Genomic DNA, 24,086 nt, shown 5'->3' with positions numbered 1-24,086 from the left:
TTTCAATGTGATTCTGTAACGGGCACGCCGCTTGCATTTCTCCACAGGAAAGTAAGTTTACTCACAGTACTTCTTTTTCAAGGGGCTAAAAAGCCTTCCCGTTATCGAATTCGCACTAGGGGGTTCAATGGACCAAACACAAGTTGTCGAGAAACTCGCAGAGCTACAAACTCTGATCGAGATGTCGGGCACCATCAATATGGAAGTGTTCTATTGGTGGTGTACCGGTTTAATGGTGATCATCCACGCCGGCTTTCTGGCGTATGAGATGGGGGCCTCGCGTTTGAAGAACGCACTGGCTTCCGGCGTCAAAAACATCCTGGCGCTCGCCTTTATCATTCCAACCTTTTACTTCTTCGGCTGGTGGATCTACCTGGCCATGTACAACGGCTTCACGCCGGACTTCGAAGCCGGTGCAGCCGGTCTGCCGTGGGCGTCGGCCATGGGCCCGAACCTCGCGGATAACGCATCGGGCATCTTCTGGGGTGCCTTTGTGCTGTTCTCGGCGACCACTGCATCGATCTTCTCCGGCGCCGTGATCGAGCGTATTCGCATGAGCTCGTTCATCATCCTGGCGATCATCCTCGGCTCCGTAGTCTGGGTGCTGGGTGCGGCCTGGGGATGGCATCCGACCGGATGGCTGACCGTTGAATGGGGTTTCCACGATTTCGGTGCGGCAGGCGCTGTACACATGATCGCCGGATTCTTCGCGCTCGGTGTCACCATCAATCTGGGGGCGCGTATCGGAAGGTTCGCACCGGACGGTACGCCGATAGCGATCACCGGGCACAGCGTGCCGATGAGCACGATCGGACTGATGTTGATCATCGTCGGTTTCTTCGGCTTCCTCGGTGGCTGCATCATCTACACCACCGGCGGGCAGTGGACGACGATCTTCGGCACCCCGGCCACCTTGTCGGCAATCAGCTTCAACACCCTGATGGCATTCGCCGGCGGCATCATCGGCTCGTACGTGATCACTCGCCAGCCGTTCTGGATGATGTCCGGCGCTCTGGCCGGCATCTTCTCCGCAGCACCGGGCCTCGACCTCTACTATCCGCCGTTGGCCTTCTTGATGGGTATCGCGGGCGGTGTCATCGCGCCGTTGGCCGACAAGTTCCTCACCAACAAATTCAAGTTGGATGACGCTGTTGGTGCATTCGCAGTACATGGTCTCGGTGGCACGGTCGGCATTATCGGATTGGGCATCTTCAGCGGCTTCCCGAACGTGGTCGAGGGTGCACCGGCGATCACCTTCCTGGGGCAGCTCAAGAGTGCCGCGGTGATGGCTGCGCTCGGCTTCGTGCCCGGCTTCGTACTCTCGTACGTGATGGCCAAAGCAGGCTTCCTGCGCGTGCCGCCGAAAGCCGAAGAGGCCGGATTGGACCTGGTGGAAGTGCCGTTGTCGGCCTATCCGGAATCGGTGCCAGCCAAGTCTGAGCAACCCACCGCCGTTTCATCCCCGATGACCGTTTAAAAGGAGACGACCAATGAACGCAAGTCCAATCACAAGTTGGGAAGGTGTCGAAGCCTACTTCACGTTCGCCGACAGCCCCACCGCCATGATGATCATTCTTGGCGTGGCGGCACTGGTAACCGTAGGCGCGATCATCAAATCGATCGCACACGAGAACAGCACCTACATCGACTACAAGTAACCTTTAGCAACCCTGTTGGTACTTCTTTGGCGCCGGCTTTGCCGGCGCTTTTTTTTGCCTAATGAATCAATCGCCAAATGCGGCAAGCGCCAGATTTCCAATTGCACGGCTGCAAAATACTTGATCAATTGCTCGTTCTGGGCAAATACTTCCTACACCAGCTATCGACGCTGTGAAATCCCAAATGGAAGTGAGAACCAAAATGACGGAACCGAAACGCCCCGCCCATTTACGCCAAGAACCTCAGCCAGTGATCGATGCATTAGACGGCACTGTCTAACTCGGCAGACATGGAATATCGCTATTCCTGTTCAGTAAGAATCTGTTGAATTCACTGTTAGGCGTAAAAACTAATGGAGCCAGAGAAGCGAAAGGAACTAAATCGGATTCTTCGTGGGCGCAAGAGAACAACGGCACTACAAATTTTGTTGGTGGTCATCCCCGTCATTTTGGGCATGCTGTGGTTTTACCCATACACCACCGTTGGGCTTAGAGAAGGAACGGCGGTCAGTCTCACATCGCAACACTCGGATGAAGGCTCGTACCTATTGATGGTGGTGGTTCTGAAGAATGGCAAACGGGTAACAGCAACCATGGGTAGGCGAATGGGGTACAAGCCAGGAGCTACGGTCGTCCTGAGAGAAAAGCGGAATATTTATGGCGCGCTGCGCTATTCATTCATTCGGTACGAAAAAGGCTAGTGGCACATGCGCCTAACAAGTCGTTCAAGCCGCTCGCTACGCTCACTCGGACATTCAGCACTCCGCACCTGCTCGGGCATGGCTTCGCCATTATTGCCCGAACTGGCGCTCCGTGCTGAATGCCGCTTAACCTGGCGTTATGACCGGAAAGGCGTTTTTCAAGGAAACAGAAAATGAAATCAACAATCGTTTTTTTTATCTTCGCGTTTATTGCAATGCCGCAGTCTGCGATGTCAAAAGAGAGCAAACCATGCGAGCTGTTGGTTGGTGCTTGGGAGGGCGAACATGATGTGGAGGCATCCGCGATTCATACAAAGCATCGTGCAACGCTCAAAAGAGATGGTGGCTTTTCCGCTTCAATCGAAATCATCGAGCCCGAGAAACCGAAAAGGGTAGAAACCCAGAGGGGTAAATGGGTCTGTCAGGGGGAAGTATTCGCCACCTCAACCATCAACAACAACGGCGAAGAGTCCGTATATCGGTATCGAATACTAGAAATGAATCCGGGCTACATGAAGTACCAGAATTTCTTTCAAGAGCAGCTAGGCCCAGTCTTTGAAGCACAAAAGGTGGATGAATAGTCATAACAAGTTGTTCAAGCCGTTCGCTGCGCTCACTCGGACGTTTGGTACTCTGTGCCTTGTTGCGCATGGCTGCGCCATTGTTGCGCAAACGGCGCTACGCACTGGCCGCCGCTTAACTGGGCGTTAGCCTTAGCAAAAGAAACGGGAAGTCATGATTAAGATTGCAAACATTCTGGTCACCCTCACAATGTTGCTGTTCGTTGTTGGCTGCATGTCTTCGGGTGGCACGCGGATTGACAACATTCCGATGTATGGTCAACCGGAAGTGCATCGGCCTGAGGTCCTTCAACAAGCCGATGCCGATTTCATTGCCAAAGCATCAGCCGGGTTCGGGTCGAGGGAGGAAGCGAGCAAAGTCTGGTGGTCTCAAGGCGAACGCTTCATGAACTCCGGAAATTTCGATTACGCCATGCGCCGTTACAACCAGTCTTGGCTGCTAAACCCAGAGAACTATCAACCATATTGGGGGTTCGCCCGGGTTCTTATGGAGCAAAACAAGATTGATGAAGCGATTTCGCACCTGGAAACGGCCGAGGCGCTTGTAGATGACGAGTACCAAAAAGTGGCATTGCTCGCCGATCTTGGTACCGCATACACGTACAAAGCGAAAACGGAACCCAGCTACTTCGAGAAAGCGAATCAGAAGTTCGAAGAAAGTATTCAACTCGATGGTAGCTACGCAGAATCGCGGAGGCGGTGGGCCTACTCACTATTCGAGCAGAAAGATTATTCGAGGGCGTGGGAGAACGTGGAGAAAGCAAATGCCCTGGGTAGCAAGCCGTTCTCTCCGGCTTTTCTGTCGGCTCTTGAGGCGGCGGCGCCAAAACGTCCATAAGTACAACGGGCTAACAATGCGTTCAAGCCGCTCGCTACGCTCACTCGGACATTCAGCACTCCGCACCGGCTCGGGCATGGCTTCGCCATTTTCGCTCGAGCAAGTGCTCCGTGCTGAATGCCGCTTAACCTGGCGTTATGTCCATGAATAAAAGAAAAATACTTACAAGAACAATGTTGGCGTTGGCGATGATTGGTGTGTTTTTAATTGCTATTCCATTTGCGAACAGTTTATGGCCAAACCCAAAACAAGAAAATGAGTCTTGGGGAGCTTGTGATATATCTGATGTTGCACCAGGAGAGATTAGGCGATGTGGTTCATCATTCGTATATCACCGTACTATGTCAGACAAAAACTCCATAAGTAATTTCACACATTTACTTGATGACCCAACCTCAACGCAAAGTGAGCAACCAGATTCACTTCGTACCGAATTTCGCTCTGAAAATGAAGACTACTTTATTTTTAAACCATGGGCACCAAACCGTCACTGTGTTGTAGAACTTATGGAGCCACTAAAAAACGCGCCTTGGAATCCACCAGAGCAAAAAGCTCTAGAAACATTGCCTTATTTTACAGAAGGTTGTGAAGGTCGAACCTGGGATACAAGTGGGCGCCTTTATCGACGCATTGGCTATCCAGTAGAAAGAAATCTTATTGTTCCAAAAGTACGTTGGGTATCAAAGTATAAAGTGTTAATTTATGGTAGTTAGGCATAACAAGCACATTATGCCGTTCGCTACGCTCTCTGGGACGCTGCGCCTCGATGCGGCTACGCGCCCCATATGTAAACGTTAGATGTCAATAAGGAACAAGTGATCAAGGGGGCAGCGTTCTCAAACCACCGGAGCAGACACCATTCAGCTTCAGCCATGCTTCCTCCTGCTCACTTTCGATGCACACTTCACAATCGTCGCAGCGGCAAATCCTGCTTGAACTACGTAATCGCGATCACGATGTATCAGCATCGCCGCAAACGCGCCTTCCAACAGCAACATGACCCTGCGCGCCGTTTCCGCCGGACTCCGAACGCCGCCGTGCTCGAACTCCGCTGCAAGCCAAGACTCCACGTTTCTCTTGTGCGCTGAAGCGATTTGGAAAGCGGGATGCCCCGGTTGGTTTGCTAACTCGCCCACGGTTCGCTGAAAACCGCAACCTCGCCATCTTGGGTGATTAACGGCGACTGCAACACCCTCGAATATGGCCTGCGCCTTCTGCGGCAGCCCACCTTTGCCCTTGCTGAACCATTCTTGAAATGCCTTGAGATTCGGCTGGTCCCTCGCCGCGAGGTATTCAGCGACCAAGTCGTCTTTGCTTCGAAAATGGTAGTACACCGTTCGCTTTGTCACTCCGGCTTTTTCTGCAACAGCGTCCAGGCTCGTCGCTTTTATTCCACGCAGATAGAAGAGAGCGTTAGCCGCGGCGACAATTTTTTCGCGTGTGTCGGCACCTGATCTGGGCATCAATGTATACCGTATAGTGAGTGTACAAGTGGGAGTATCGCACTTAGGGTCATCCAGCATAGTCAATCAGGAGAAGACGACATGACTGAGCTGGTGAAGATGAAGAATCATGGCGGCATTGCCTTGTTGACGTTGAATCGCCCTGAAAAGCTCAACGCGCTCAACTATGCAATGATCGATCGTTTATTGGAACGTTTGGATGCAGTAGAGCGAGACGATGCCATACGTGCGATCGTTTTAACCGGAGAAGGCGAGCGCGCTTTCTCGGCAGGGGGCGATATTTACGAGTTCTCAGAAAGTATCAAACGCGGTGCGGACGTCGCGATACGAGAGTTTGTGACCCGCGGTCAAACGATGACTGCACGCCTCGAGACGTTCCCGAAGCCTACGATCGTCGCGGTGAACGGGCTGGCTTTTGGAGGTGGTTGCGAGATCACGGAGGCAGCACACCTGGCCGTCTCGAGCGATACGGCGTCTTTCGCCAAACCGGAAATCAATATCGGAATACCGCCAACCTTTGGCGGCACCCAGCGACTACCGAGGCTCGTGGGGAGAAAACGCGCTCTGCAATTCTTGCTGACCGGCGACGTGTTCACACCCGAGACCGCACTCGATCTCGGCGTGGTGAATGCGGTAGTGCCGGCGGCCGAATTGCTACCCCGTGCCTTTGATCTGGCTGAGCGCATTCTGCGACATTCGCCGCTTGCCGCATCAAGGATACTTTCGGCTGTAACTCGTGGACTCAACGCGACGATCGACGAGGGGCTGTCGATCGAGAAGGAGCAGTTTGCGCGGATGCTGGCCTCGCAAGACGTACGCGAAGGGTTGGATGCCTGGATTGCCCGCAGGCAACCGGTGTATGTCGGGAAATGAGGTCGCGCGGGCCGAGTCGAAGGGGCGACGAGAACGGGTGCGACGAGGTCTGACGCCTCACTTATGAATCTTGTCGTGTTTCTCGCCGATCGGGCAGCCGGCGCATCGCGTGTCGGGTCTTATGCCCAGCCCGAACCCCAGCGGCCTGGCTGGCTGTGCCAGTTGACGTCCTGCTGCTCTGAAACGATTGGCGCAGGTCATCGGTGTGAGCTTCAGGTTGAGGCGCTCGCAATGGAACGCGCTGGCGACGATGAGTCGCTCCCGAACTTTGTTGATTGCGTCCATTGAGTCAGTTTACCAGCAGCCTGCCTTACGATTGACCGCACATTATCCGGTTTGGTTGCAGCATCTGTCACCTTTAGATCTGCGGAACGTGGTTGGCTCAATCCCCAGGTCGCCAAGACCTACGCCATACTGCCAGCGGACGGGAACGGACGAAGGCCGTGTTTCGTGTCCTGCCTTTGCCCTGTCAGGCCGGCACCGGTTCGGGGCTGGCAAGCGCCTTTCGCAGGAACATTTCGACAGGGATGAAAGCGAAAGGGACGAGAGAGGCGAAGAACAGCGGCAGCCAGATCTTCAATGACCAATTCTGCTTGCTGCAGACCACAAGCGAAAGAATCAAGTACGCCAGGAACAGCACGCCGTGAAGCATCCCCAGCTGGAAGACGAAACTGCGGTCGAGCAACCCGAACGTAACACTCAAAATGGCGAGAAAGGAGAGCCCTTCCAAAAGACTGATAGTTCGGAATGTGTTGATCAAGAGAAGCTCCCAATTCGCTGTGTGTTTGCCGGATTTCAGTTCGTCACGTTGACGGTCTGAATGGCTCAGAAATGCACGTGACGCGCACGCCACCAAGCACTTCTATCGAAACAAAAGAGGTTTCCTGGTGACCGAAGATAGATCGGCAGGCACCGCCATAGCTTAAGCGGCGACTAATGGAAGAAGATGGAGGCGAGCTTTTTTTGCCTACGACTGTCTTGGTCGGGTTGCTGCGGCTCAGGTAAACGGATAACAGATGGGCCACCGGGTTCAGGCGAAGTACTTCAACCCACCCACGCCGATGATGATTAATGCGATGCAGGCCAGTCGCATGAAGCTGGCCGATTCACCCAGAAAGCTGATGCCGTAGATCGCGAGCATGGCGGCTCCTATGCCACTCTACACAGCGTAGGCGGAGTAATCAGGGGGTTGAAGTTCTCGATCAAGAAAAGCGCTACTTTTTGTGGCAGTTCAGGACCTCCTGACCAACTGATCGCTGTCTCAACGCGTGCAGCATCCGCGAGAACGTGCGGAATATGGGCTGAAGTTTCCGATGCGCCCGATACTGCGAATCTCGCTGTGAACCCAAAAAGGTCGAGATGCTGCTCGTACAACTCAAACGCATACTGAGGTTTGATCGTCTCCTGATGACGCATAGGCTCTTTGTTGTCAGAGATGCGTTCCTGCGTGCGGCGACAGCGATGAACCGTCGAAGATTCGACAAACAATATGGATGATACGCGCTGGGCGATTGCAGGATAGGTGTGCCTGCTTGATGAGAAGTCGCGCCGATTGCCCTCACCAAGCGATTCCGGTGGTGACAGAACACAATGTGCAACGGCGTCGCGAGGCGTAGTCGCCAAATCGATTTCAACAAGCAATGCGCTAGAACCGCCAGCGCAACTCACCGACCAGAGCATGATCCTGGAAGCCGTCGCGGGTCTCACCGCGATAGCGCAACGTTGCGGCAACGCCGTCTTCGCGGAAATAGCTCACACCGATGCCATACGCGACGCCATCCTTTTTTCGTTCCTGCCCGGGCAGACTGAAATTGGCGCCCGGTGCACCGACGAAGGTTCCGCTGACCACACGATCGTCAATATCCATATCCCGTAACCAAGCGGCATTCAGCTCGGTAACCAGCTCGCCCTTTTTCCACGCCTGCTCATGCCGGGCGCGCAGGCCGAGTTCGGTGTTGAGAGAATCGGTGGTGTTGTCGTCCATCCGTAGGCTCACGCCGCCTGCGCCGTGTTCGGTGAAGCCGTCCTCTTCGATGTGTGCATAATGAATCGCGGCGTAGGGTCCGCTCTGCCACGGGCCGCGCTTGGTCATGAAACCGGCGACCAGCGATGCGCTGAGCGCAGTACCGTCGTGCTTACTTTCAGCCAACCGCCGGTCAGTCGCGCCAACTGTGACGATGCGCTGCTGCTCGTATTGGTTGTTGCCGTAAGTCAGCATGCCATCGACGTAGGTACCATCTCGCGACCAGCTGCCATAGATGCTGACACTGGTACTGTCGATCTTGCCGTTGGCGCGATTTAAATCGAAGTCCACATCGGATCGCGTATAGCCCAGCGACACGCCGGCGATCCATTCGTCGTCGAGCACACGGTCGTAGCCGAACGTGATCCCTGTCATGTCGTAGTCGAAACCGCTGAAACCGTCGTTGTCGGCCTCCTGATCGCCGATACGACCGAAGGCCTCAATCCAGACCCCCTGTTGGCGGGTCGGTTGGCGTGCCGCATTGAGCAGGTCGGCGAACGACGACGCGCTGCCGTTGAACGCCAGTTGCAAGGGTTGGACAGCGAGGCGATCGGGTGTGTCCGTCGTTTTGCCCGCGCGCAACGTGCCCAATCGCTGAAACACCTGTTGCGACTGCGTGCCGGCCGCGACCACGGTCTGCCGTGTCATACCGTCGTGCATCTCTGGACTGAGGCTGACCAATGCCGAGTGAAGGGCAGTGCGGTCGCTGAGCCCCTGCAGCTCACCCAGCACGAGCGCGAGGTCACCGCTTGCGGCCGGCGCGATGCGATCAAGATAGTCGCCCATGGTCGTGGCCGTGCGATTGCGCGCGATCGTTGTATAGCTTTCGACATTGGCAATGACGCGGACTTGGTGCTGCGTTTGCGCAACATCGAAGCTGAGCAGTGGGGTCGCCTGCGGAAGTTCTACGCTGTTGAATCCGCCGTCAAGGCCGGCCGCGCCGGTGACGATGTCGAAGCCGGCCCCGTCGAGGTACCGGCCTTCGCCCTTGTTCACTGTCAGCGCACCGGCGAGCCGCGCGCTGGGTATTGCGAAGCGGCTATGGTCGCCGGACCCATACACGCTGGCCTCGTACCGACCGCCTGTACTGAAGGTATAAGGCGAATCCATCACCAATTGGCCGCGTTCGATAACCAACGTCGACATCGGCGCCACCGGCTGGCTCAGAACAAAGCTGCCTTCACCCTTCTTGGTCAGATGTTCGAAGCCGCTGAACGGTCGATCCATGCGCCCGGCACCGTTGACCTCTACCTCATCGTCGCCACTGCCACCCGCCAGCGGTCCGGTGACGATGGCAGTGCCGGCGAAGCGTAGCGTGTCGTTCCCGCTACCAAGATCGACGCCGCCCTGGGTGATGGATCCGTCCAGTAGTGCGACCCTGTCATCGCCGTCGGCGCTGCTGATCGCCGTACCGAACGCCAGGGTGCCGCTGGTATTGCGCGACGCGATCAATGTACCGAGGTTGCTGATGTCGTCGTTGCCGCTGCCGGTCACCACGGCACTGGCTGCGGTGATCTTGCCCACAGCGGTTGCGACCACTGTCCCTGTATTAACGATCACCTGATCGCCACTGCCGGTCTGTATGCCGATTGCGGTTGCCCTCGTGGTGGACACGCTGCTGCCGGCTTGTGACCCGAGCCAGCCTTCAGAGATCGAGCGCGAACTCGTTGCGGTAGGGGCGGCGGTTACGATCACTGAACCGTTGTTGACGATCGCCGAGGAACCATCCCCGACACTGATACCAAGCACATGGGCGGTGGCGGTCGAATCCGTATTGCCGGTCGCATTACCGGTGTTGTCACCATCGACCGTGACTTTCGCAAAGGCACTCGGCTGCGCCGACACCGTGATCTGTGCGGCATTCAATATCTCGTGATCGCCGTTTCCGGCGCGGATACCGGCGAGGATCGCCTCGGCCGACGCCGTGGCCGTCGCAGAGCCGTCACCGTCGATTCCATCACCATCGGCGTCGGCATACGCATAGGCCATGGCTTCGTTGCCGGCCTGGCGTACCGCGACCGTCAAATCCGCCATGTTGCCGATCTTCACGGCACCGTTGCCGGCACTGATGCCTTCAGCTTGTGCAGTTGTCGTCGATGCCGTGACGGCGCGGGCATCGCCGTTGACTATGTCGGCGCCGTCCGAACGCCCATAGGTTCTGGCCTGCCCGGTCACGGTCACTGTCAGCGTCTGTCCCCCCCGGTTGGCAATCACAGTGTCGCCGTCACCGACGTGCAGGCCGTATCCGCTCAGCCGGGTCGTCGCGGTCGATTCGGTAAAGCTCTTGCCGAACACGATACCGGTATCTGAATTGTTCGATGCACGGTTCTCGGCATGCACATTGACGGTCAGCGTTCCGCTGTTGGCAACCACGCCACCGCCGTCACCACCATCTATGCCGTATGCGGAAGCGACAGCAATCGTGTCCGCCGAGGCGTCGCTGGAACCGAAGATGGTTTCGGCGCCATTCTCAGCGAGCATCTTTGAGAATGAGTACACCGTCAGGGTGCCGCTGTTAGATATCTCGTCGCGGCCGTCACCACCGCGCAGACCGCTTGCCGTGCTGGTTGACGTCGAAGTCAGCGACGTCAGCGAGCCGCCGGCGAAGGCCCAACTCGCACCGGACACATCGACATCGGCCATAGCCTGTCCGCTGATACCGGGCCCAACGGTGAGAATGCCACTGTTGCTGATCTGGTCGGCACCGTCGCCGCCGTCGATCCCGACGGCTTCGATATCGGCCCCGAGCACTGCGTTGTTCAGTGCCGCGCCGAGCAGGGTCCAGCTCACATTGCGGGCACTGGCATGGGTCATCGGCCGGTCGTTGCGCTGCAACCCAATGCTGATCGTGCCTTCGTTGATCAGGAGGTCATCGCCGTCGCCGCCGGACATACCGACGGCGTTGGCCTCGGCACGCGACTCGAAGATCTCGCTTATGGCGATCCCGATGGGGTTATATATCCGCGACGATGCAATCAGATCGGAATGCACCTTGACCGCCAGCGTGCCCAGATTGACGAGCGCATCGGCATCGTCACCACCGGCCAGACCGGTTGGGTTTGCGCCGGCCTGCGCACCGGCGAAACCCAGCGTGATACCACCGAGGTTGCCGCCTAAGCTGGCGCCGCGTGCTTTGCTCACAGCGATGGTCACCACGGCGCCGTTATTGACGATGAGGTCTTTTCCCGAGCCACCGTCGATACCGACAACACCCGCAGTTGCAAGCGTGCCCGCATAGGCGGCAGACACGCCGGCCAAATTGAATGTGTAACTCGTACTCTGGCTGTCGGCGCCTGCGGTTGCGAAGATGCTGCCGCTGTTGCTGATCCTGTCGGCTCCCGCACCGCCCGCGATACCTGCCGAGGTGGTATTGGCTTCACTTCCGGAGTAGCCGGCACCAACGCCGACCAAGGCTACCGAGTAGCCGTCGGAGCGCGCATTGCCGTACGCGCGAGCGATCAATTCGCTGGTGTTATCCAGGGTGTCATCACCGTCACCACCCGACATGCCACCGGCGTGGGCCTCGGCCGTCGACGAAATGAGGGCGGTGGCGACGCCCTTAAGCGTACCGGCAGCGCCGGTCGAATTCGCCCATCCTTCAGCCAATATGTCGATAGAGCCGTCGTTGCGCAGCTGATCACCGCCATCCCCGCCGAACAATCCTAGTCCACGCGCGGTGGCATTCGTACCACGGTCCCAGACCGCGTCGGCTGCCGCTGCGACGCCGGTGAGGGTAACCGCGATGCTGGTCGACGCAGCGTCCGCCTTGGTGACGATGTCGATGTCACCCACACTGTCGTTGTGGATCGTGTCGCCGCCGTCTCCGCCGTCCATACCGACAAAGTAGGTCTCCGCCGTCGAGGTCACGACCGCACCGGCGAGATTGATTACATTGACGAATGTCGGCACCGCCGCGACGCCGACCGAACGGGACTTGGCATCCGTATTGATCCGGGTGCCGAGCTTGATGCTGCCTGCATTGCGCAGCACATCGTTGCCGCCATCGCCGGCCATCCCATAGGCATGGCTGTGTGCCGTGGTACCACCATCCCAGACTGCATCCAACGCGATCGCGACGCCCGAGCCCGAAAACGAGACGCCCACCGACTGGGCGTCCGCCAGCGCGTCGACGAGGATCCTGTCCCAGTTCTCGAGGACATCATCACCGGCATCGCCGCGCATGCCGAACGCGTTTGCCTCGCCGGTACTGGTCACCGAGGCAACCGTGAGGCCAATGCCGGTGATTGCCACGCCGTTGGAATTGGTGTCAGCGCCGGATTTCACATCAATCAGGCCGTGATTGATCACGCGATCATCGTCGGCGCCACCGGCCAGCCCCTCGCCGAGCGCCGTCGCGCGGGTGCCGCCGTCCCAGACTGCATCCAGTGCGAGCGAGACGCCCAGGCTGGAGAACGCGACACTCGTGGATGCGGCATCGGCACTGACGTCGACCAGGATCTCAGCGCCGTCGAGGTTGACCAGCTCGTCGTCGCCTTTGCCGCCATCGATACCGGTGAATTGCGCGCTCCCGGTCGATGTGACGGCGACCGCGGCGATCCCCGGCATCTTGATATCGATGGTGGCGGCGACGCCGATGCTGATCGCCTGGGCATCGATTTCAATACCCTTGCCGACCTGGACCATGGTGCGGTTATCGATGCGATCGGCGCCGTCGCCGCCGGCGAGACCGACAGCCGTGCTGGTCGCGCCGGTGCCGCCGTCCCAGACCGCATCGAAGCTGAGCGAAACGCCGGTTCCGGATAAGGACATACCGATCGATTCGGCTCGCGAGCGTGCATCGACCGAGATCGGTGAATCAGCCTGAAGAACGTCGGCGCCATCACCACCGTCCAAGCCAAATGCCATCGCGACAGCGGTCGATGTCGTCGATGACACCGCTATCCCGCGCGTCGAGCCCGACAGCCGCTCGGAAAACGCGTGGGCATCGGCATCGACATCGACGATGCCACCCGCGTGCGACAGGGTATCCCCGCCGTCACCCCCGCTGAACCCTCTTGCCGTCGCATTGGCGTGGGTGCCGCCGTCGAACACTGAATCCAGCGCCAGTGACGCGCCGACATTGACGGTTGCCGACAATCCAACCGATAGCGCTTCGCTGTCGGCCCGCGCGGTAACCAGACCCCAGTTGCTCAGTGCGTCGCCATTTGCGCCCCCACTGATGGCGCTTGTGGATGCCGTTGCGTTGGCCGAAACGGTGGACTGGCCCATGCCTTTGTTGGTGACGGCGACGCTGTTGCCATTGGCAAGCGAGAAGGCACCGACATCGATGCTGCCGTGATTGCTGATTCTGTCGGCACCGCTGCCGCCATCGAGGCCAAGTGCCTGCGCAGTGGCGCCGGTGCCGGCATCGAATACCGACGTAACGAAGTCGACGTCGATACCCTCGTCGGTCAGGGTGAGCGAAGTGCTGCTGGCCCGGGCGTCGCTGTCCAACCGGATGCTGCCGCGATTGTCGATGATGTCGCTCCCGGCGCCTCCGGCAATGGCCGTAGCGAACGCGGTAGGCCGGTCGCCGGCGTCATTGTCGAGCAGCAGCGCGGCGCCGTTGGCGGCCAATGCCAGCGCGGCTTCGCCCACGGCCTGCTTGAACGTGCTGCTGAGCTTGCCACCGTCAACGGATATGCTGAGCTGGATCGCCAGCGCTTCGGCGTCAATCTCCAGCGCGGCATTGTTGATGACAGTGTCATTCGAGTCGCCGCCTAGAATGCCGGCGGCCTCGGCCTTCGCCAGGGTGCCGGCCTCGTAGCCGAGCACAAAGTCCAGCCCGGCCTCGGCAAAGGGGCTGACCAATGTGTCGATCCAGCCAGCCACATCGCTACCTTCCGACTCCGGTGTCCAGCTGGTCTCGACCCCGTGGGCCTCGGCGTGTGCCACAACGGTCAACGCACCACTGGTGGCGATCGTCTTGCTGCCCTGTCCGCGTCCGTCGATGGCAGTGGATTGGGCGTCGGCGGTGTTGCTCATGAAAGCCCGCACGACCCCATCGGCTTCCTTCCTGGCCGTGATGTCAGCTACGGACAGAGCGCCAGCCCACGCATCGGCCGTGGTGGTCAGCATCCCGGTACTTGAGATAGCGTCGACGCCGTCGCCCGTGGTCATGCCGCTGGCCACCGCGGTCGATGTCTGGGTATTGATCGACACAGCGAGGCCGTCGTGGTGACCGGTTACGGTCAGAGAACCGGCATCGGCATCGGCGATGACTGACTGCGTACCGGCATGCACCAGCGTGTCATCGCCGCCCGTGCCTGCGACGCCCGTCGCCAATGCGCTTGCCTCCATGCCGTCATCCCAGAACATGTCCGTGGTCACCGACAGGCCGTTACTCGTCAGCGATGCCACGCCCTTGGTCACAACCGCGTTGGCTTTGACGGTCAACTGCCCGGTCGCCGCGTTGTCGAACATCAACACGTCGCCGTCGCCGCGTATCCCGATCGCATTTACCAATGCCTCCGCGGTCGTCAACAGCACGGATTTGCCGCTGCCTTTCCAGGGGCCCAGCGCCTTTGCGGTTGACTTGCCGTCGACGTTAACGGTGCGGGCGTTGGTCACCCGGTCGGCTCCGCCGCCGGTGGCGATACCGACGGCGTCGAGGCGCGCACGCGCCGGCGTCAACAAGACACCTAGGGCAGAGGTGTCGGCATCAAGATCGATCACGCCACGGTTGATCACGGTGTCATCGCCATCGCCGCCGCTCAGTGCGATGGCCGATGTTTCGAAAAACAATCCGTCAATGTTGTGGACGACGTATATACCGCCGTCCATCCTTACTTCCACGCGATCGTTGCCACCGAGTGCATCGAGCGCAATGCCGGTCGATGTGGAACAGGTGATGTCGTCGGCGGTGTTCGTCGGAGATGGTGTGCAGTCAGCCAGCAGACGGGAAGGGGATGCGCAGATGAGGCCGAGGAGGAAGGCGGCGTGCAGCCCAACACGATGCCGTCGCAGTGGCCTTCTAGGTGGATGAACCAATCGGCTTAGACTGTTATTTTGGCGGCACATGCGACTCTCTGATCTTGACTGACGAGTGGTCACGACCAAGCAGAGACAGCTGTTGCTCGACAACGTCGATCTTGTAGGCGAGTACATCACCCGGCCGCCTTTGGCGATCCTGGTACTACCCGCTAGGCGCTTCGATTGCGGCGCCTTTCTGACCAGCGAGGGTAGCGCATTCCACACGGCCAGGACAACAAATCGTCCGAACGGGGGCATCGAGAAATGCCTGGCGAGTAGCTACCTGTTGTCTAGCGTGCTAGGTACCGGTGGTATCAGTGAGGACCGTGAATGCGGTCGTCTGGACACGAGGGACATGGCCCTCACGTAGAGGACGCACTTGCCAGTTCGGCTATTCACCCATGCGTGCGAAGCATTAGGTAGCACGCGTATCAAGGGTCAGAGTTCTTGATCGTTGATTATGAATGGAGACATTCTTGCGGCAGTTCATGAGCTTTGACCTGTTGATCAGCTTGCGTCGTTATTCTCCTGCTGCAACCTAGGGTCTAGGGACTATCAGCCGACAGCCGAGGGGTTCATGTTGGCATGTGCCTGATCTTGTTTTGCCGATCAGTTTGCTTTGGTCCGTCGGGAGAGGGCATTGGATTCGAAGTGTCGACCTCAGGCGAAATACTTCAACCCACCGACACCGATGATGATTAATCCGATGCAGGCCAGTCGCATGAAGCTGGCCGATTCACCCAAAAAGCTGATGCCGTAGATCGCGAGCATCGCTGCGCCGATGCCACTCCACACCGCATAGGCGGTGCCGATGGGTATCGTGCGCATGGCGAGCGACAACAAGGTCAAACTGGCGATGATAAGGGCGATGCTGATCACCGAGGGCTTGAGCTTGGTGAAACCGTCGCTGTACATCAGGCCGATCGCCCAGGCGCATTCGAGGATACCGGCGATGCCGAGATAGACCCAACCCATTAGCGCGCCTCCATCGGTTGATCGGATGGCAAGAAGGTGCGTTTAATTGGCCTTGTCGAACGCTGCCAGATAATCGACCACCGTGGTGTGGTAGCGGCTCAGACCCTTGTAATCGATCAGCGCTTGCGGCAGCGTCTTCATCACCCGGTGCAGGCGCTTGGCCCATACCGGGTTCGTGACAATGTCTTCCAGGCTCATCAGGTAGGTGCGGATGCTGAACAGCAGGGCATTGCTGCGCGGCATGCGATCGAGCACCTGCAATTCGACCCGCAGATAGACTTTCTCGCCGACGTTCTCCGGGGTGACTGTGGTGCGCTCATGGCCCCAGCGATGATAAGTCTCCGGTGAGGTATCCATGCGCGCATTGATCGTCATGGTCCAGTTCAGGCGACGCACCGGTTTGCCGACCTGGATCGCGGTCAGGTACTTCAGGGCGCGCTCGAAGATGGTCGAATCCTTGGCCATCGGTACCGGGCCGTGCCATTCGGAGAAGCTCATGCCCGCATCGAATGCCAGCGACCAGTCGGCCGGGCAGGTGATGATGCCGGCATCCATGTAGAGATCACCTTCGCGCTGGTCGAGCAGCGTGAAATCGCCCTGCATCTGGCGGCCGATGTACTCCATCGGTTCCAAAGGTAGCGTACCGGTGTTGCCGAAGGTAAAGCTGTCGTCGATATTGAGCAGCTTGTTTTCCCAACGCCAGTTGTCGCCGTTTCGCGTGAGTGTGAAATGTTGCGGATAGTCTTCGGTCAGGGAGACCATCACGCGCTCGACCATGTCCCAACCGGCGAGGTCCATGTGCGGCATCGACAGGCAACGCTCGGGCATCTCTTTGAGTACCAGCGCGCGCTCGTGCATTTCCGACAGGTAGTGCTCATCGATATCGAACAGGTGCTCGTAGGCCGAACCAGGGCCTTCCTTCGGCGTATGCGGTTCGATGTTCACCGAATAGCGATATTCATCTTCCGGGAACGGAAAAGGAAAGCGTTGAATTGCCTCGGGGCTGTTGCTGTAGGTGAAATCGTCGCGAAAGGTTTGGATCGCTTTGGGTGCTAGACGCATCGTGCTTCTTCCTAAATATCTAAGACTAGGCGCGGGCTCTTGCTGCGGGATACGCACGGCATGATCGATTGGCCTGCCGCTTTGTCCTGCGCCGAGAGAAAATTGTCGCGATGTTCGATGTCGCCGCTGACGACCTTGCATTGGCACTGGCCGCAGACGCCGCCGCGGCACAGATTGGGCACCTCGACGCCGGCGGCCTCGAGTGCTTCCAGCAGGCTTTCTTCAGCGCCGACCGGGATCACTTGCCCGGTTTCGCTGATCTCTGCCTCGAACGGCTCGCCGGGTTTCGGTGCGGCGAAGGTTTCGTAATGGATCGCGCTGTCGGGTATGCCGAGATCGGCAGCGACCTGCTGTACGGTCGACAGCAGCGACTCCGGGCCACAGACATAGAAATGCGTGCCGAGGTTGCGGTTGCTCAGTACCTCGACGGCGTCGCAACGGCTGCCGCCGAGCGAGTCGTAGTCGAAATAGCGACCGCCCAGTCGTTTCGACAGCAGCTCGCGATAGGCACCGGTCTGGCTGCTTCGATACAGGTAGTGCAGCTCGAAGTCGGCGCCGCGACGTTCGAGTTCCGGCAAGTAGGCCATGAACGGTGTGATACCGACGCCGCCAGCAATCAGCACATGTTTCTTGGCCGGCCAGTGCGGTGCGAACAGGTTGGCCGGAGTTGAGATCTTGAGCTCGTCGCCGACGGTGACCTGCTCGTGCATGAACTTCGAGCCGCCGCGCGAGGCGTCCTGCAGGCGTACCGCGATGCGATAGGCGCTGACATCGCGTGGATCGCTGAGCAACGAGTAAGCATTCTTGTAGGTCTTCTCACCACCATCCATCTCGACCACGACATGCGAGCCGGGCGAGAAGGGCAGCAGCTCGCCGTCGACCGGTACCAGACAGAATTCGCGAATGGTCGGCGCGACCTCGTTGATTGCGGTGATCTTGACTTTCAACTGATCGACCTGCATCAGTTCAACTCCTCAGACTCGGGGATATCGTTGGGGTCTTCGGCGTTCACCTGGTAACCGCGGTAGGCACCGAAGCGACGCGAGAAGTGATCGGTGACCGCCAACTGGCGTCCGCAGCCACTGCAGGTGACAGGCGAGTGCGAAACCCCGGATGTGAACGATGAACAATGACAGCAGTACACCTTGCGCGTTCTCGCGGTCGGCGGCAGCAGGTGGATCTGTTCTGCGAGCATGCCGCCATCGGTCAATGCGGTAGAGATGCGCCACAGAAAATTTTCGTCGCCGCTGGCGTAGACCGCGGTCGACAGCGGCAGCGTACTGATCATCGACGGGGTCAAAGCCTCTTCGGGCGTCTGCGATGCCTGCACAGTGATCGACACGCGCTCACCGTTCTCACATTGGTTGTACAGCCGCGATAGGGCATCGCTCATCTCGCCTTGGGCGATGAACAGATGGTGTTTGGCTTGACTACTGAGGTGGTCGACATCTCGATATTCCGGTCGGCTTCTCACCTGGTGTTGCATAGTTGCGGTTCCAACAATTGAATCTGCGTGATGCCTCCTGATGACAGGGGCCCAAAGCGCGGAGTCGACACAGCCGTGAGATGGCGGCTCCGTGCGTTTCATCCTATTTTTTGCGGCGCTTTTCTCAATCCTCTCGAAGTCGTACCCCTTATTGGGGACGCGGCTTTGGGGCCGCCGATGTGCGCCGCGCTGGGGCAACCCAGGTGGTGCACCTGATCGCCAAGGGACAGGGCATGCACCAAAGTTGGGCCTATCTCGGCAGGCAGTCGATGCCTGCTGCTACACCACCGTACTCGTGCATCGCATCGAGCAGTGCGCCCCACAGGTACTCGGCGCTGCCGCTGTCGGCCAGCACATGGAATACGGGCAGATCGCCGAGCGGCTGGTGGATGATGATGCCGTTGATACGCGCAATCGACGACTGCACGATCGCCCCGGGCCCGAACGCCGCGGGTCGCAGATCGACGCCGCACACCTTCGCCATCATCTCGGGAAGATGGCTGCCGGTGATGACAAACCAGGCGTGCGTGTCCTGGCAGTACAAGGGAAAACAGTCGGTGTTGTTGCCGCTGCCCAGTTGCTGCAGCGGTGCAGCCGGTGCCAGCAGGTTGTCGAGCAGCCAGCATTCGGTTTTGCCGAGGCGGGCGACGATCGCACCGGATACGTGCACCTCCGCTTGGTTGGGCTGTGCTGGAAACGGCAGGCCGAGGCCGCCGAGCAGGGCTTGGGCGCCAACACCGCGCATGCCGGTACGATTTAGTGGCGAGAGATCGATCAGCACACCGGCGCCGGTCGGGTCAGGCGCGTCGTTGCCCGCATAGTGGTCGACGATCGCGGCGTTCTCGCCTGCTTGCCAGACGCTGCCGGCGTGCAGGCGGTAGATCGGGCTGCGACGCACAAAGGTATCCGGAGTAGCAGCAGTCACGGTCAGAGCTCCTGGCGTTTGTTGTCGGGATCGAAGAACGGCGTTTTGACGACCTCGGCCATTACCGAGGCGCCACCGTCGACACGAATCGCGATGCGACTGCCCGGTGTGGCGGCATCGGGTGCGGCATAGGCGAGGCCGATGATGGCATCGAGGGTGCGCGAGTACTCGCACGAGGTGACGCTACCGGCCACATCGTTACCGTTGAGCACGAGGTGTCCCTCGAGCGGCTTGGGTGTACCGGCGGGCAACCTGAAGCCGACCAGCTTTCGCGTCAGCGGTTGCGCCATCATGATGTCGACCGAGCGACAGCCGACGAAGAACGGCTTTTTGCGATTGATCGCCCAACCCAGGTCGAGCTCGCCCGGGTGGCTCATGCCGTCGGTGTCCTGGCTGATGATGATGTGTCCTTTTTCAAGACGCAGCAGACGTTGGGTTTCGACGCCGAACGGCCGGATGTCGAACGCGGCACCGGCCGCCATCAAGGCATCCCACAGCGCTTCGCCTTTGCTTGAGGGTACATGGATCTCATAGCCGAGTTCACCGACGAAGCCGACGCGCATCAGGCGAGCGGGTATGCCGGCCACCTCGGCCTCGCGATAGGCGAGATACGGGAAACCATCGGGGCTGATATCGAGATCGGTTACGACCTTGGCGAGCACCTTGCGCGCATCGGGCCCGGCCAGGTTGACCGCGGCGAAAGCTGTCGTGACGTTGTACACGTCGACCCTCAAGCGCCACTGGGCGTTCCACTTGGTCATGTCGCGATAGATGCGGTCGACGCCACTGGTGGTCGCAGTGACATAGAAGTGCTGATCGCTCAGTCGGCACACGACGCCGTCATCGATCACCACACCGTGCTCGTTGGTCACGATGCCGTAGCGCGTCTTACCCAGCGGCTGTTGCAGGAAACCCGCGGTATAGATGCGGTTCATGAACTCGGCCGCATCGACGCCACGGATCTCGATGCCGCCCAAGGTGCTGACATCGATCAGCCCGACCTTGGTACGGACATGGGTCGCTTCCTGCTGAATCAGATTGTCGCGATCCTGTTCGAGCCCGTAAAAAGCCGGGCGCTGCCAGCTGCCGGCCGGGACCATCTTGGCGCCCAGTTCGACATGACGGTGATGCATGGCGGTACGTCGGTAGGGATCGAAGCCGCGCCCGGCGATGTGGGCGAGTTTCTCCGGCGCGAACGGCGGGCGTGCTGTGGTCACGCCGGTCTCGGTCACACTACGCCCGGTGGCATCGGCGACCAGGCGTGCCGTCGGCAGCGCCGAGTGACGCCCTTGAGACGGCCCCATGCCAACGGTCGAGAAGCGTTTGACCAGTTGCACGTCGCGGTAACCGAGGCGGGTCGCGTTGACGATATCGCGCATCTGCAGGTCTTCGTCGAAGTCGACGAACTCTTTGCCCTTCGGGTGGACGAACAGCGGCCAGTGATAGTTCACCTGCACATCGCAATGCACGGGCTCCGGCTTGGAACCGACCTTGCCGAGGTTGAACAGTGCCTGCTGCGCCGCACGCCGACCATCGGCGAGCACGGCATCCAGCGCATGAATGCCGTTGACCGAACCGGCGATATGCAGATGCTCGGGCAGACCGGAAAGGCTGAACGCTGCATTGTCGTCGGCGTAGCTGAGGCTCGCACCAGCCTGGCACAGCAACTGGTAGGCGGGCATGTAGCCGGCGGACATGCACAGTGCATCGCAATCGATCAGCGTGCTGTTGCTACCGACCTGACCCTGACCGGTGATCGCTCGGATATCGACACCGCGGATATGTTTGTTGCCCTTGATCGCCAGTGCCTCGTACGCCGTATGGCCCTGGTAAACCGCTGCAACACCTTTGCGTACCGCGTCGAGCAGTGCCGGATCATCTGGTTGCTTGCGCAGGTCGACCAGCGCCGCGACCTTGATGCCGCGATCGAGCATCTCGAGTGCGGCACGATAGCCGTCGTCATTGCCGGTCAGGATCACGACACGCTGGCCGGGTGCGACCGCATACCATTTCATCAGGCGCATCGCTGCGCTGGTCAGCATCACGCCGGGCAGGTCGTTGTTGTGAAACACGACGTGCTGTTCAAATGCACCCGAGGCAACGATGCATTCCTTCGCGCGCACCTTGAACATGCGCTTGCCCTGGATGATCGGCAGGTAGTTGTCGGCGAACCAGCCGTTGCACACCGCATCGGTCAGTACTTCGATGTTGGCATGCGCTTCTACCTGATCGATCAGTTCCTTGCGCAGCGCATCGGCCTGCTGCCCGTCGACATCGAAGCGGTGATACGAAAGCGCGCCGCCCAACAGCGGCTGTTCCTCGACCAGCAACACGCTGACACCGCCTTTGGCGGCATCGAGCGCGGCCGACAACCCGGCCGGGCCGCTGCCGACCACGACCACATCGTAGAAGCGGTACTGCTTGTCGTAGTACTCGGGTTTGAAGTCGAGATCGAGCTTGCCCAGACCGGCCTTGGCACGGATCAGCTTTTCCCAGCGATCCCAGGCGCCGAACGGCTTGAAGAATGCGCGGTAGTAAAAGCCGACCGGCATGAACCGACCGAACTTGCCGAGAAAGGCATCGCGGTCGTTCTCCAATGTGCCGGCATAGTTCTGACCGGCAGCGGCCATCGCGTTCGCCAGCGGCGTGCGATCGGCCAGCACATTGGGCTCGCCGCCGAGCTGGATCAGGGTGTTTGCATCCTGACCGGCCATCGTTAGCGGGCCGCGCGGTCGGTGGTACTTGAACGATCGCGACATCAGCCATTGGTGGTTCGCAAGAAGGGCACTTGCGATCGAGTCGCCGGCAAAACCGGAGTAGTGCTTACCTTCAAACGTGAAGCTGACCGGCTTGTCGCGATCGATCAGCAGACCAGAAGGCGCAGGCAGGCGAGATGAGGTCATGCCGTTTTCTCCTCGGCATCTTTGCTGAAATCAACACGCTCTTTGTAGATTTCCGACGGATCGTAGGTGCGGATGATTTCGTCGGTCGCGGTATGGCGTTCGGCGATAAACCAGTACCCCGAGGCGACATGCAGCCACCATTCACGAATCACCGTGATCGCGTTGTCGTAGTAGAAGACATATTCGGCCCATTCGCGGTCGCTGCAGCGATTCGGATCAGGCATGTCGCGCACTTCGCCACCATGCACAAACTCGCTGATGTTGCGGGGCCCGTTCATCGGGCAATGCAGAATTTTCATATCGAGTCCTGTAACAACCTCAATGGCTGGCGGCGGTGGCGCCCATTTCGTTGACCTGGCGGAAGGTGTTGAAGCGATCGAGCGCGAAAGGCTTGATCAGCGCCGGTACCTTGCCGCCGCTCGCGACCAGTTCGGCCATCGTCTTGCCGCAGATCGGTGTCGACTTGAAACCCCAGGTGCCCCAGCCGGCATCGAGGTAGTAGTTCTCGACCGGGCTCAATCCCATGATCGGGCTGTAGTCCGAGGTCATGTCGGTAAGACCGGTCCACTGCCGCATCAGGCGGATGTTGGCCATGAACGGGAACAGCTCGACCGCGTTGGCCAGCAGGCTTTCTTTGAGGTCCATCGTCGAGCGGGTGTTGTACAAGGGGTAGGGGTCGGAGCCACCACCGAACACCAGTTCGCCACGGCTGGTCTGTTGTACATAGCAATGCAATGACGGTGAGCTGACCAAGGGATCGAGGAACGGCTTGACCGGCTGGGTGACCATCGCCTGCAGCGGATAGCTGAGGATCGGCAGACGGAATCCCGCCTTGGCCGCCAGCAGCGAGCTATGCCCGGCGACGGCCTGGATCGCACAGCCGCAGCCGACCGTGCCGCGATTGGTCTTGATCGCGGTAACGCGGCCGTTGTCGACGATCACGTCGGTGACCTCGGTGAGCTGGTGCAGCTCGACGCCGCGCTGTGTTGCGCCCTTGGCATAGCCCCAGGCGACCGCATCGTGGCGCGCGGTCGCGCCGTCCATATGCCACAGGCCGGCGAGCACTGGCAGGTGACTGGGGTTCATGTTCAGCGTCGGCACCAGCTCGCGGATCTGCTGCGGATCGATCAGCTCGGTGTTGCCGCCGAAGTGTTTGTTGATCTCGGCACGCTGGCGAAAACCACGCACGGCCGCATCGGTGTGCGCCAGCGTGAGCTGGCCGCGCTTCGAATACATGATGTTGAAATCGAATTCGTTCGACAGGCCTTCGAACAACTTCACCGACGCGGCGTAGAACTTGACGCCTTCGGGCGTCAGGTAGTTCGAGCGGATCACCGCGGTGTTACGCGCGGTGTTGCCGCCACCGAGATAGCCTTTCTCCAGGATCGCCACATTGGTGATGCCATGGTACTTGGCCAGGTAGTACGCGGTCGCCACGCCGTGACCACCGCCACCGATGATGACAACATCGTAGTGCGACTTCAGTTCGGTCGGCGGCGGCAGGTCCGCATCCTTCTCGAACGGGTAGTCTTTCTTCAGGCCGTATTTCAACAAGGCGAAAGGCATGATCCTTTCTTCTCCCTCTGCGTAGTCTCTGACGGATTCGTTGTGAGCATGTGCAGTTGG

18 protein-coding genes are annotated in these 24,086 nt (G+C 59.3%); 6 read left to right on the top strand and 12 right to left on the bottom strand.

What is annotated here, in order from left to right:
* Window positions 1-127 precede the first annotated feature (127 nt).
* The 5 genes from B1781_RS14445 (at window position 128) to B1781_RS22995 (ending at window position 4,491) form a co-directional block, all read left to right on the top strand.
* Window positions 128-1,477 carry an ammonium transporter gene (locus B1781_RS14445; RefSeq protein ID WP_078120330.1) on the top strand — a complete coding sequence of 450 codons (1,350 nt, stop codon included), beginning with the start codon at window positions 128-130 and terminating at the stop codon, window positions 1,475-1,477.
* 13 nt (window positions 1,478-1,490) lie between these two features.
* Complete coding sequence (locus tag B1781_RS23220; protein ID WP_164513403.1) at window positions 1,491-1,658, top strand: hypothetical protein; 168 nt, start codon at window positions 1,491-1,493, stop codon at window positions 1,656-1,658.
* Between the two features lie 874 nt (window positions 1,659-2,532).
* A complete protein-coding gene (locus B1781_RS14435) occupies window positions 2,533-2,940 on the top strand; it encodes a hypothetical protein (protein WP_078120328.1) in 408 nt (135 codons plus the stop codon).
* Between the two features lie 154 nt (window positions 2,941-3,094).
* Window positions 3,095-3,778, top strand: a complete 684-nt coding sequence (locus B1781_RS14430) for a tetratricopeptide repeat protein (RefSeq protein ID WP_078120327.1) — start codon at window positions 3,095-3,097, stop codon at window positions 3,776-3,778.
* Window positions 3,779-3,921: 143 nt separating this feature from the next.
* Window positions 3,922-4,491: a hypothetical protein gene (locus B1781_RS22995; RefSeq protein ID WP_125932104.1), complete on the top strand. Its 570-nt coding sequence runs from the start codon at window positions 3,922-3,924 to the stop codon at window positions 4,489-4,491.
* 153 nt (window positions 4,492-4,644) lie between these two features.
* Here B1781_RS22995 and B1781_RS14425 read toward each other — a convergent pair whose 3' ends face one another.
* Complete coding sequence (locus B1781_RS14425) at window positions 4,645-5,241, bottom strand: TetR/AcrR family transcriptional regulator (protein WP_078122077.1); 597 nt, start codon at window positions 5,239-5,241, stop codon at window positions 4,645-4,647.
* Between the two features lie 81 nt (window positions 5,242-5,322).
* Between B1781_RS14425 and B1781_RS14420 the strand changes: the two genes are divergently transcribed.
* Window positions 5,323-6,114: a crotonase/enoyl-CoA hydratase family protein gene (locus B1781_RS14420; protein ID WP_078120326.1), complete on the top strand. Its 792-nt coding sequence runs from the start codon at window positions 5,323-5,325 to the stop codon at window positions 6,112-6,114.
* A 57-nt stretch (window positions 6,115-6,171) separates the two neighbouring features.
* Here the strand turns inward: B1781_RS14420 and B1781_RS14415 are convergent, their stop codons facing one another.
* The 11 genes from B1781_RS14415 to B1781_RS14360 form a co-directional block, all read right to left on the bottom strand.
* Window positions 6,172-6,399, bottom strand: a complete 228-nt coding sequence (locus B1781_RS14415) for a hypothetical protein (protein WP_078120325.1) — start codon at window positions 6,397-6,399, stop codon at window positions 6,172-6,174.
* 184 nt (window positions 6,400-6,583) lie between these two features.
* Complete coding sequence (locus B1781_RS14410; RefSeq protein ID WP_078122076.1) at window positions 6,584-6,874, bottom strand: DUF3817 domain-containing protein; 291 nt, start codon at window positions 6,872-6,874, stop codon at window positions 6,584-6,586.
* 885 nt (window positions 6,875-7,759) lie between these two features.
* Window positions 7,760-14,920 (bottom strand): autotransporter domain-containing protein, encoded by a 7,161-nt coding sequence (locus tag B1781_RS14405; RefSeq protein WP_078120324.1) that lies wholly within the window; start codon window positions 14,918-14,920, stop codon window positions 7,760-7,762.
* An 849-nt stretch (window positions 14,921-15,769) separates the two neighbouring features.
* Window positions 15,770-16,084, bottom strand: coding sequence for a DMT family transporter (locus B1781_RS14395; protein WP_078120322.1), 315 nt, complete (start codon window positions 16,082-16,084; stop codon window positions 15,770-15,772).
* Window positions 16,085-16,126: 42 nt separating this feature from the next.
* Complete coding sequence (locus B1781_RS14390) at window positions 16,127-17,146, bottom strand: heme-dependent oxidative N-demethylase family protein (RefSeq protein WP_078120321.1); 1,020 nt, start codon at window positions 17,144-17,146, stop codon at window positions 16,127-16,129.
* Between the two features lie 11 nt (window positions 17,147-17,157).
* Window positions 17,158-18,108, bottom strand: coding sequence for a PDR/VanB family oxidoreductase (locus B1781_RS14385; protein ID WP_078120320.1), 951 nt, complete (start codon window positions 18,106-18,108; stop codon window positions 17,158-17,160).
* The gene (locus tag B1781_RS14380) at window positions 18,108-18,632 is read right to left on the bottom strand and encodes a dimethylamine monooxygenase subunit DmmA family protein (RefSeq protein ID WP_078120319.1); all 525 of its coding nucleotides are present in this window, start codon (window positions 18,630-18,632) and stop codon (window positions 18,108-18,110) included. Before B1781_RS14380 ends, B1781_RS14385 begins: the two co-directional genes overlap by 1 nt.
* 250 nt (window positions 18,633-18,882) lie before the next feature.
* Window positions 18,883-19,557, bottom strand: coding sequence for a hypothetical protein (locus B1781_RS14375; RefSeq protein WP_334223736.1), 675 nt, complete (start codon window positions 19,555-19,557; stop codon window positions 18,883-18,885).
* A 2-nt stretch (window positions 19,558-19,559) separates the two neighbouring features.
* Window positions 19,560-22,460, bottom strand: a complete 2,901-nt coding sequence (locus tag B1781_RS14370) for a 2Fe-2S iron-sulfur cluster-binding protein (RefSeq protein ID WP_078120318.1) — start codon at window positions 22,458-22,460, stop codon at window positions 19,560-19,562.
* Window positions 22,457-22,738 (bottom strand): sarcosine oxidase subunit delta, encoded by a 282-nt coding sequence (locus tag B1781_RS14365; protein ID WP_334223735.1) that lies wholly within the window; start codon window positions 22,736-22,738, stop codon window positions 22,457-22,459. The genes B1781_RS14370 and B1781_RS14365 overlap by 4 nt, the downstream gene beginning before the upstream one ends.
* Before the next feature lie 40 nt (window positions 22,739-22,778).
* Window positions 22,779-24,026: an FAD-dependent oxidoreductase gene (locus B1781_RS14360; RefSeq protein WP_078120316.1), complete on the bottom strand. Its 1,248-nt coding sequence runs from the start codon at window positions 24,024-24,026 to the stop codon at window positions 22,779-22,781.
* Window positions 24,027-24,086: the final 60 nt, after the last annotated feature.

The sequence above is a fragment of the Thiosocius teredinicola genome (genome assembly GCF_002009425.1).
GTDB classification, from domain to species: domain Bacteria; phylum Pseudomonadota; class Gammaproteobacteria; order Chromatiales; family Chromatiaceae; genus Thiosocius; species Thiosocius teredinicola.
Note: the sequence above shows the minus strand (reverse complement) of the source record. Positions and strands in the feature narration are given on the sequence as shown.

Bases quoted from the DNA above. Each gene is read 5' to 3' on its own strand.
- B1781_RS14360 (WP_078120316.1), bottom strand. From the start codon at position 24,026: ATGCCTTTCGCCTTGTTGAAATACGGCCTGAAGAAAGACTACCCGTTC.
- B1781_RS14425 (WP_078122077.1), bottom strand. From the start codon at position 5,241: ATGCCCAGATCAGGTGCCGACACACGCGAAAAAATTGTCGCCGCGGCT.
- B1781_RS14390 (WP_078120321.1), bottom strand. From the start codon at position 17,146: ATGCGTCTAGCACCCAAAGCGATCCAAACCTTTCGCGACGATTTCACC.
- B1781_RS14365 (WP_334223735.1), bottom strand. From the start codon at position 22,738: ATGAACGGGCCCCGCAACATCAGCGAGTTTGTGCATGGTGGCGAAGTG.
- B1781_RS22995 (WP_125932104.1), top strand. From the start codon at position 3,922: ATGAATAAAAGAAAAATACTTACAAGAACAATGTTGGCGTTGGCGATG.
- B1781_RS14430 (WP_078120327.1), top strand. From the start codon at position 3,095: ATGATTAAGATTGCAAACATTCTGGTCACCCTCACAATGTTGCTGTTC.
- B1781_RS14405 (WP_078120324.1), bottom strand. From the start codon at position 14,920: ATGGACGGCGGTATATACGTCGTCCACAACATTGACGGATTGTTTTTC.
- B1781_RS14395 (WP_078120322.1), bottom strand. From the start codon at position 16,084: ATGGGTTGGGTCTATCTCGGCATCGCCGGTATCCTCGAATGCGCCTGG.
- B1781_RS14445 (WP_078120330.1), top strand. From the start codon at position 128: ATGGACCAAACACAAGTTGTCGAGAAACTCGCAGAGCTACAAACTCTG.
- B1781_RS14380 (WP_078120319.1), bottom strand. From the start codon at position 18,632: ATGCAACACCAGGTGAGAAGCCGACCGGAATATCGAGATGTCGACCAC.
- B1781_RS14415 (WP_078120325.1), bottom strand. From the start codon at position 6,399: ATGGACGCAATCAACAAAGTTCGGGAGCGACTCATCGTCGCCAGCGCG.
- B1781_RS14370 (WP_078120318.1), bottom strand. From the start codon at position 22,460: ATGACCTCATCTCGCCTGCCTGCGCCTTCTGGTCTGCTGATCGATCGC.
- B1781_RS14435 (WP_078120328.1), top strand. From the start codon at position 2,533: ATGAAATCAACAATCGTTTTTTTTATCTTCGCGTTTATTGCAATGCCG.
- B1781_RS14420 (WP_078120326.1), top strand. From the start codon at position 5,323: ATGACTGAGCTGGTGAAGATGAAGAATCATGGCGGCATTGCCTTGTTG.
- B1781_RS14385 (WP_078120320.1), bottom strand. From the start codon at position 18,108: ATGCAGGTCGATCAGTTGAAAGTCAAGATCACCGCAATCAACGAGGTC.
- B1781_RS23220 (WP_164513403.1), top strand. From the start codon at position 1,491: ATGAACGCAAGTCCAATCACAAGTTGGGAAGGTGTCGAAGCCTACTTC.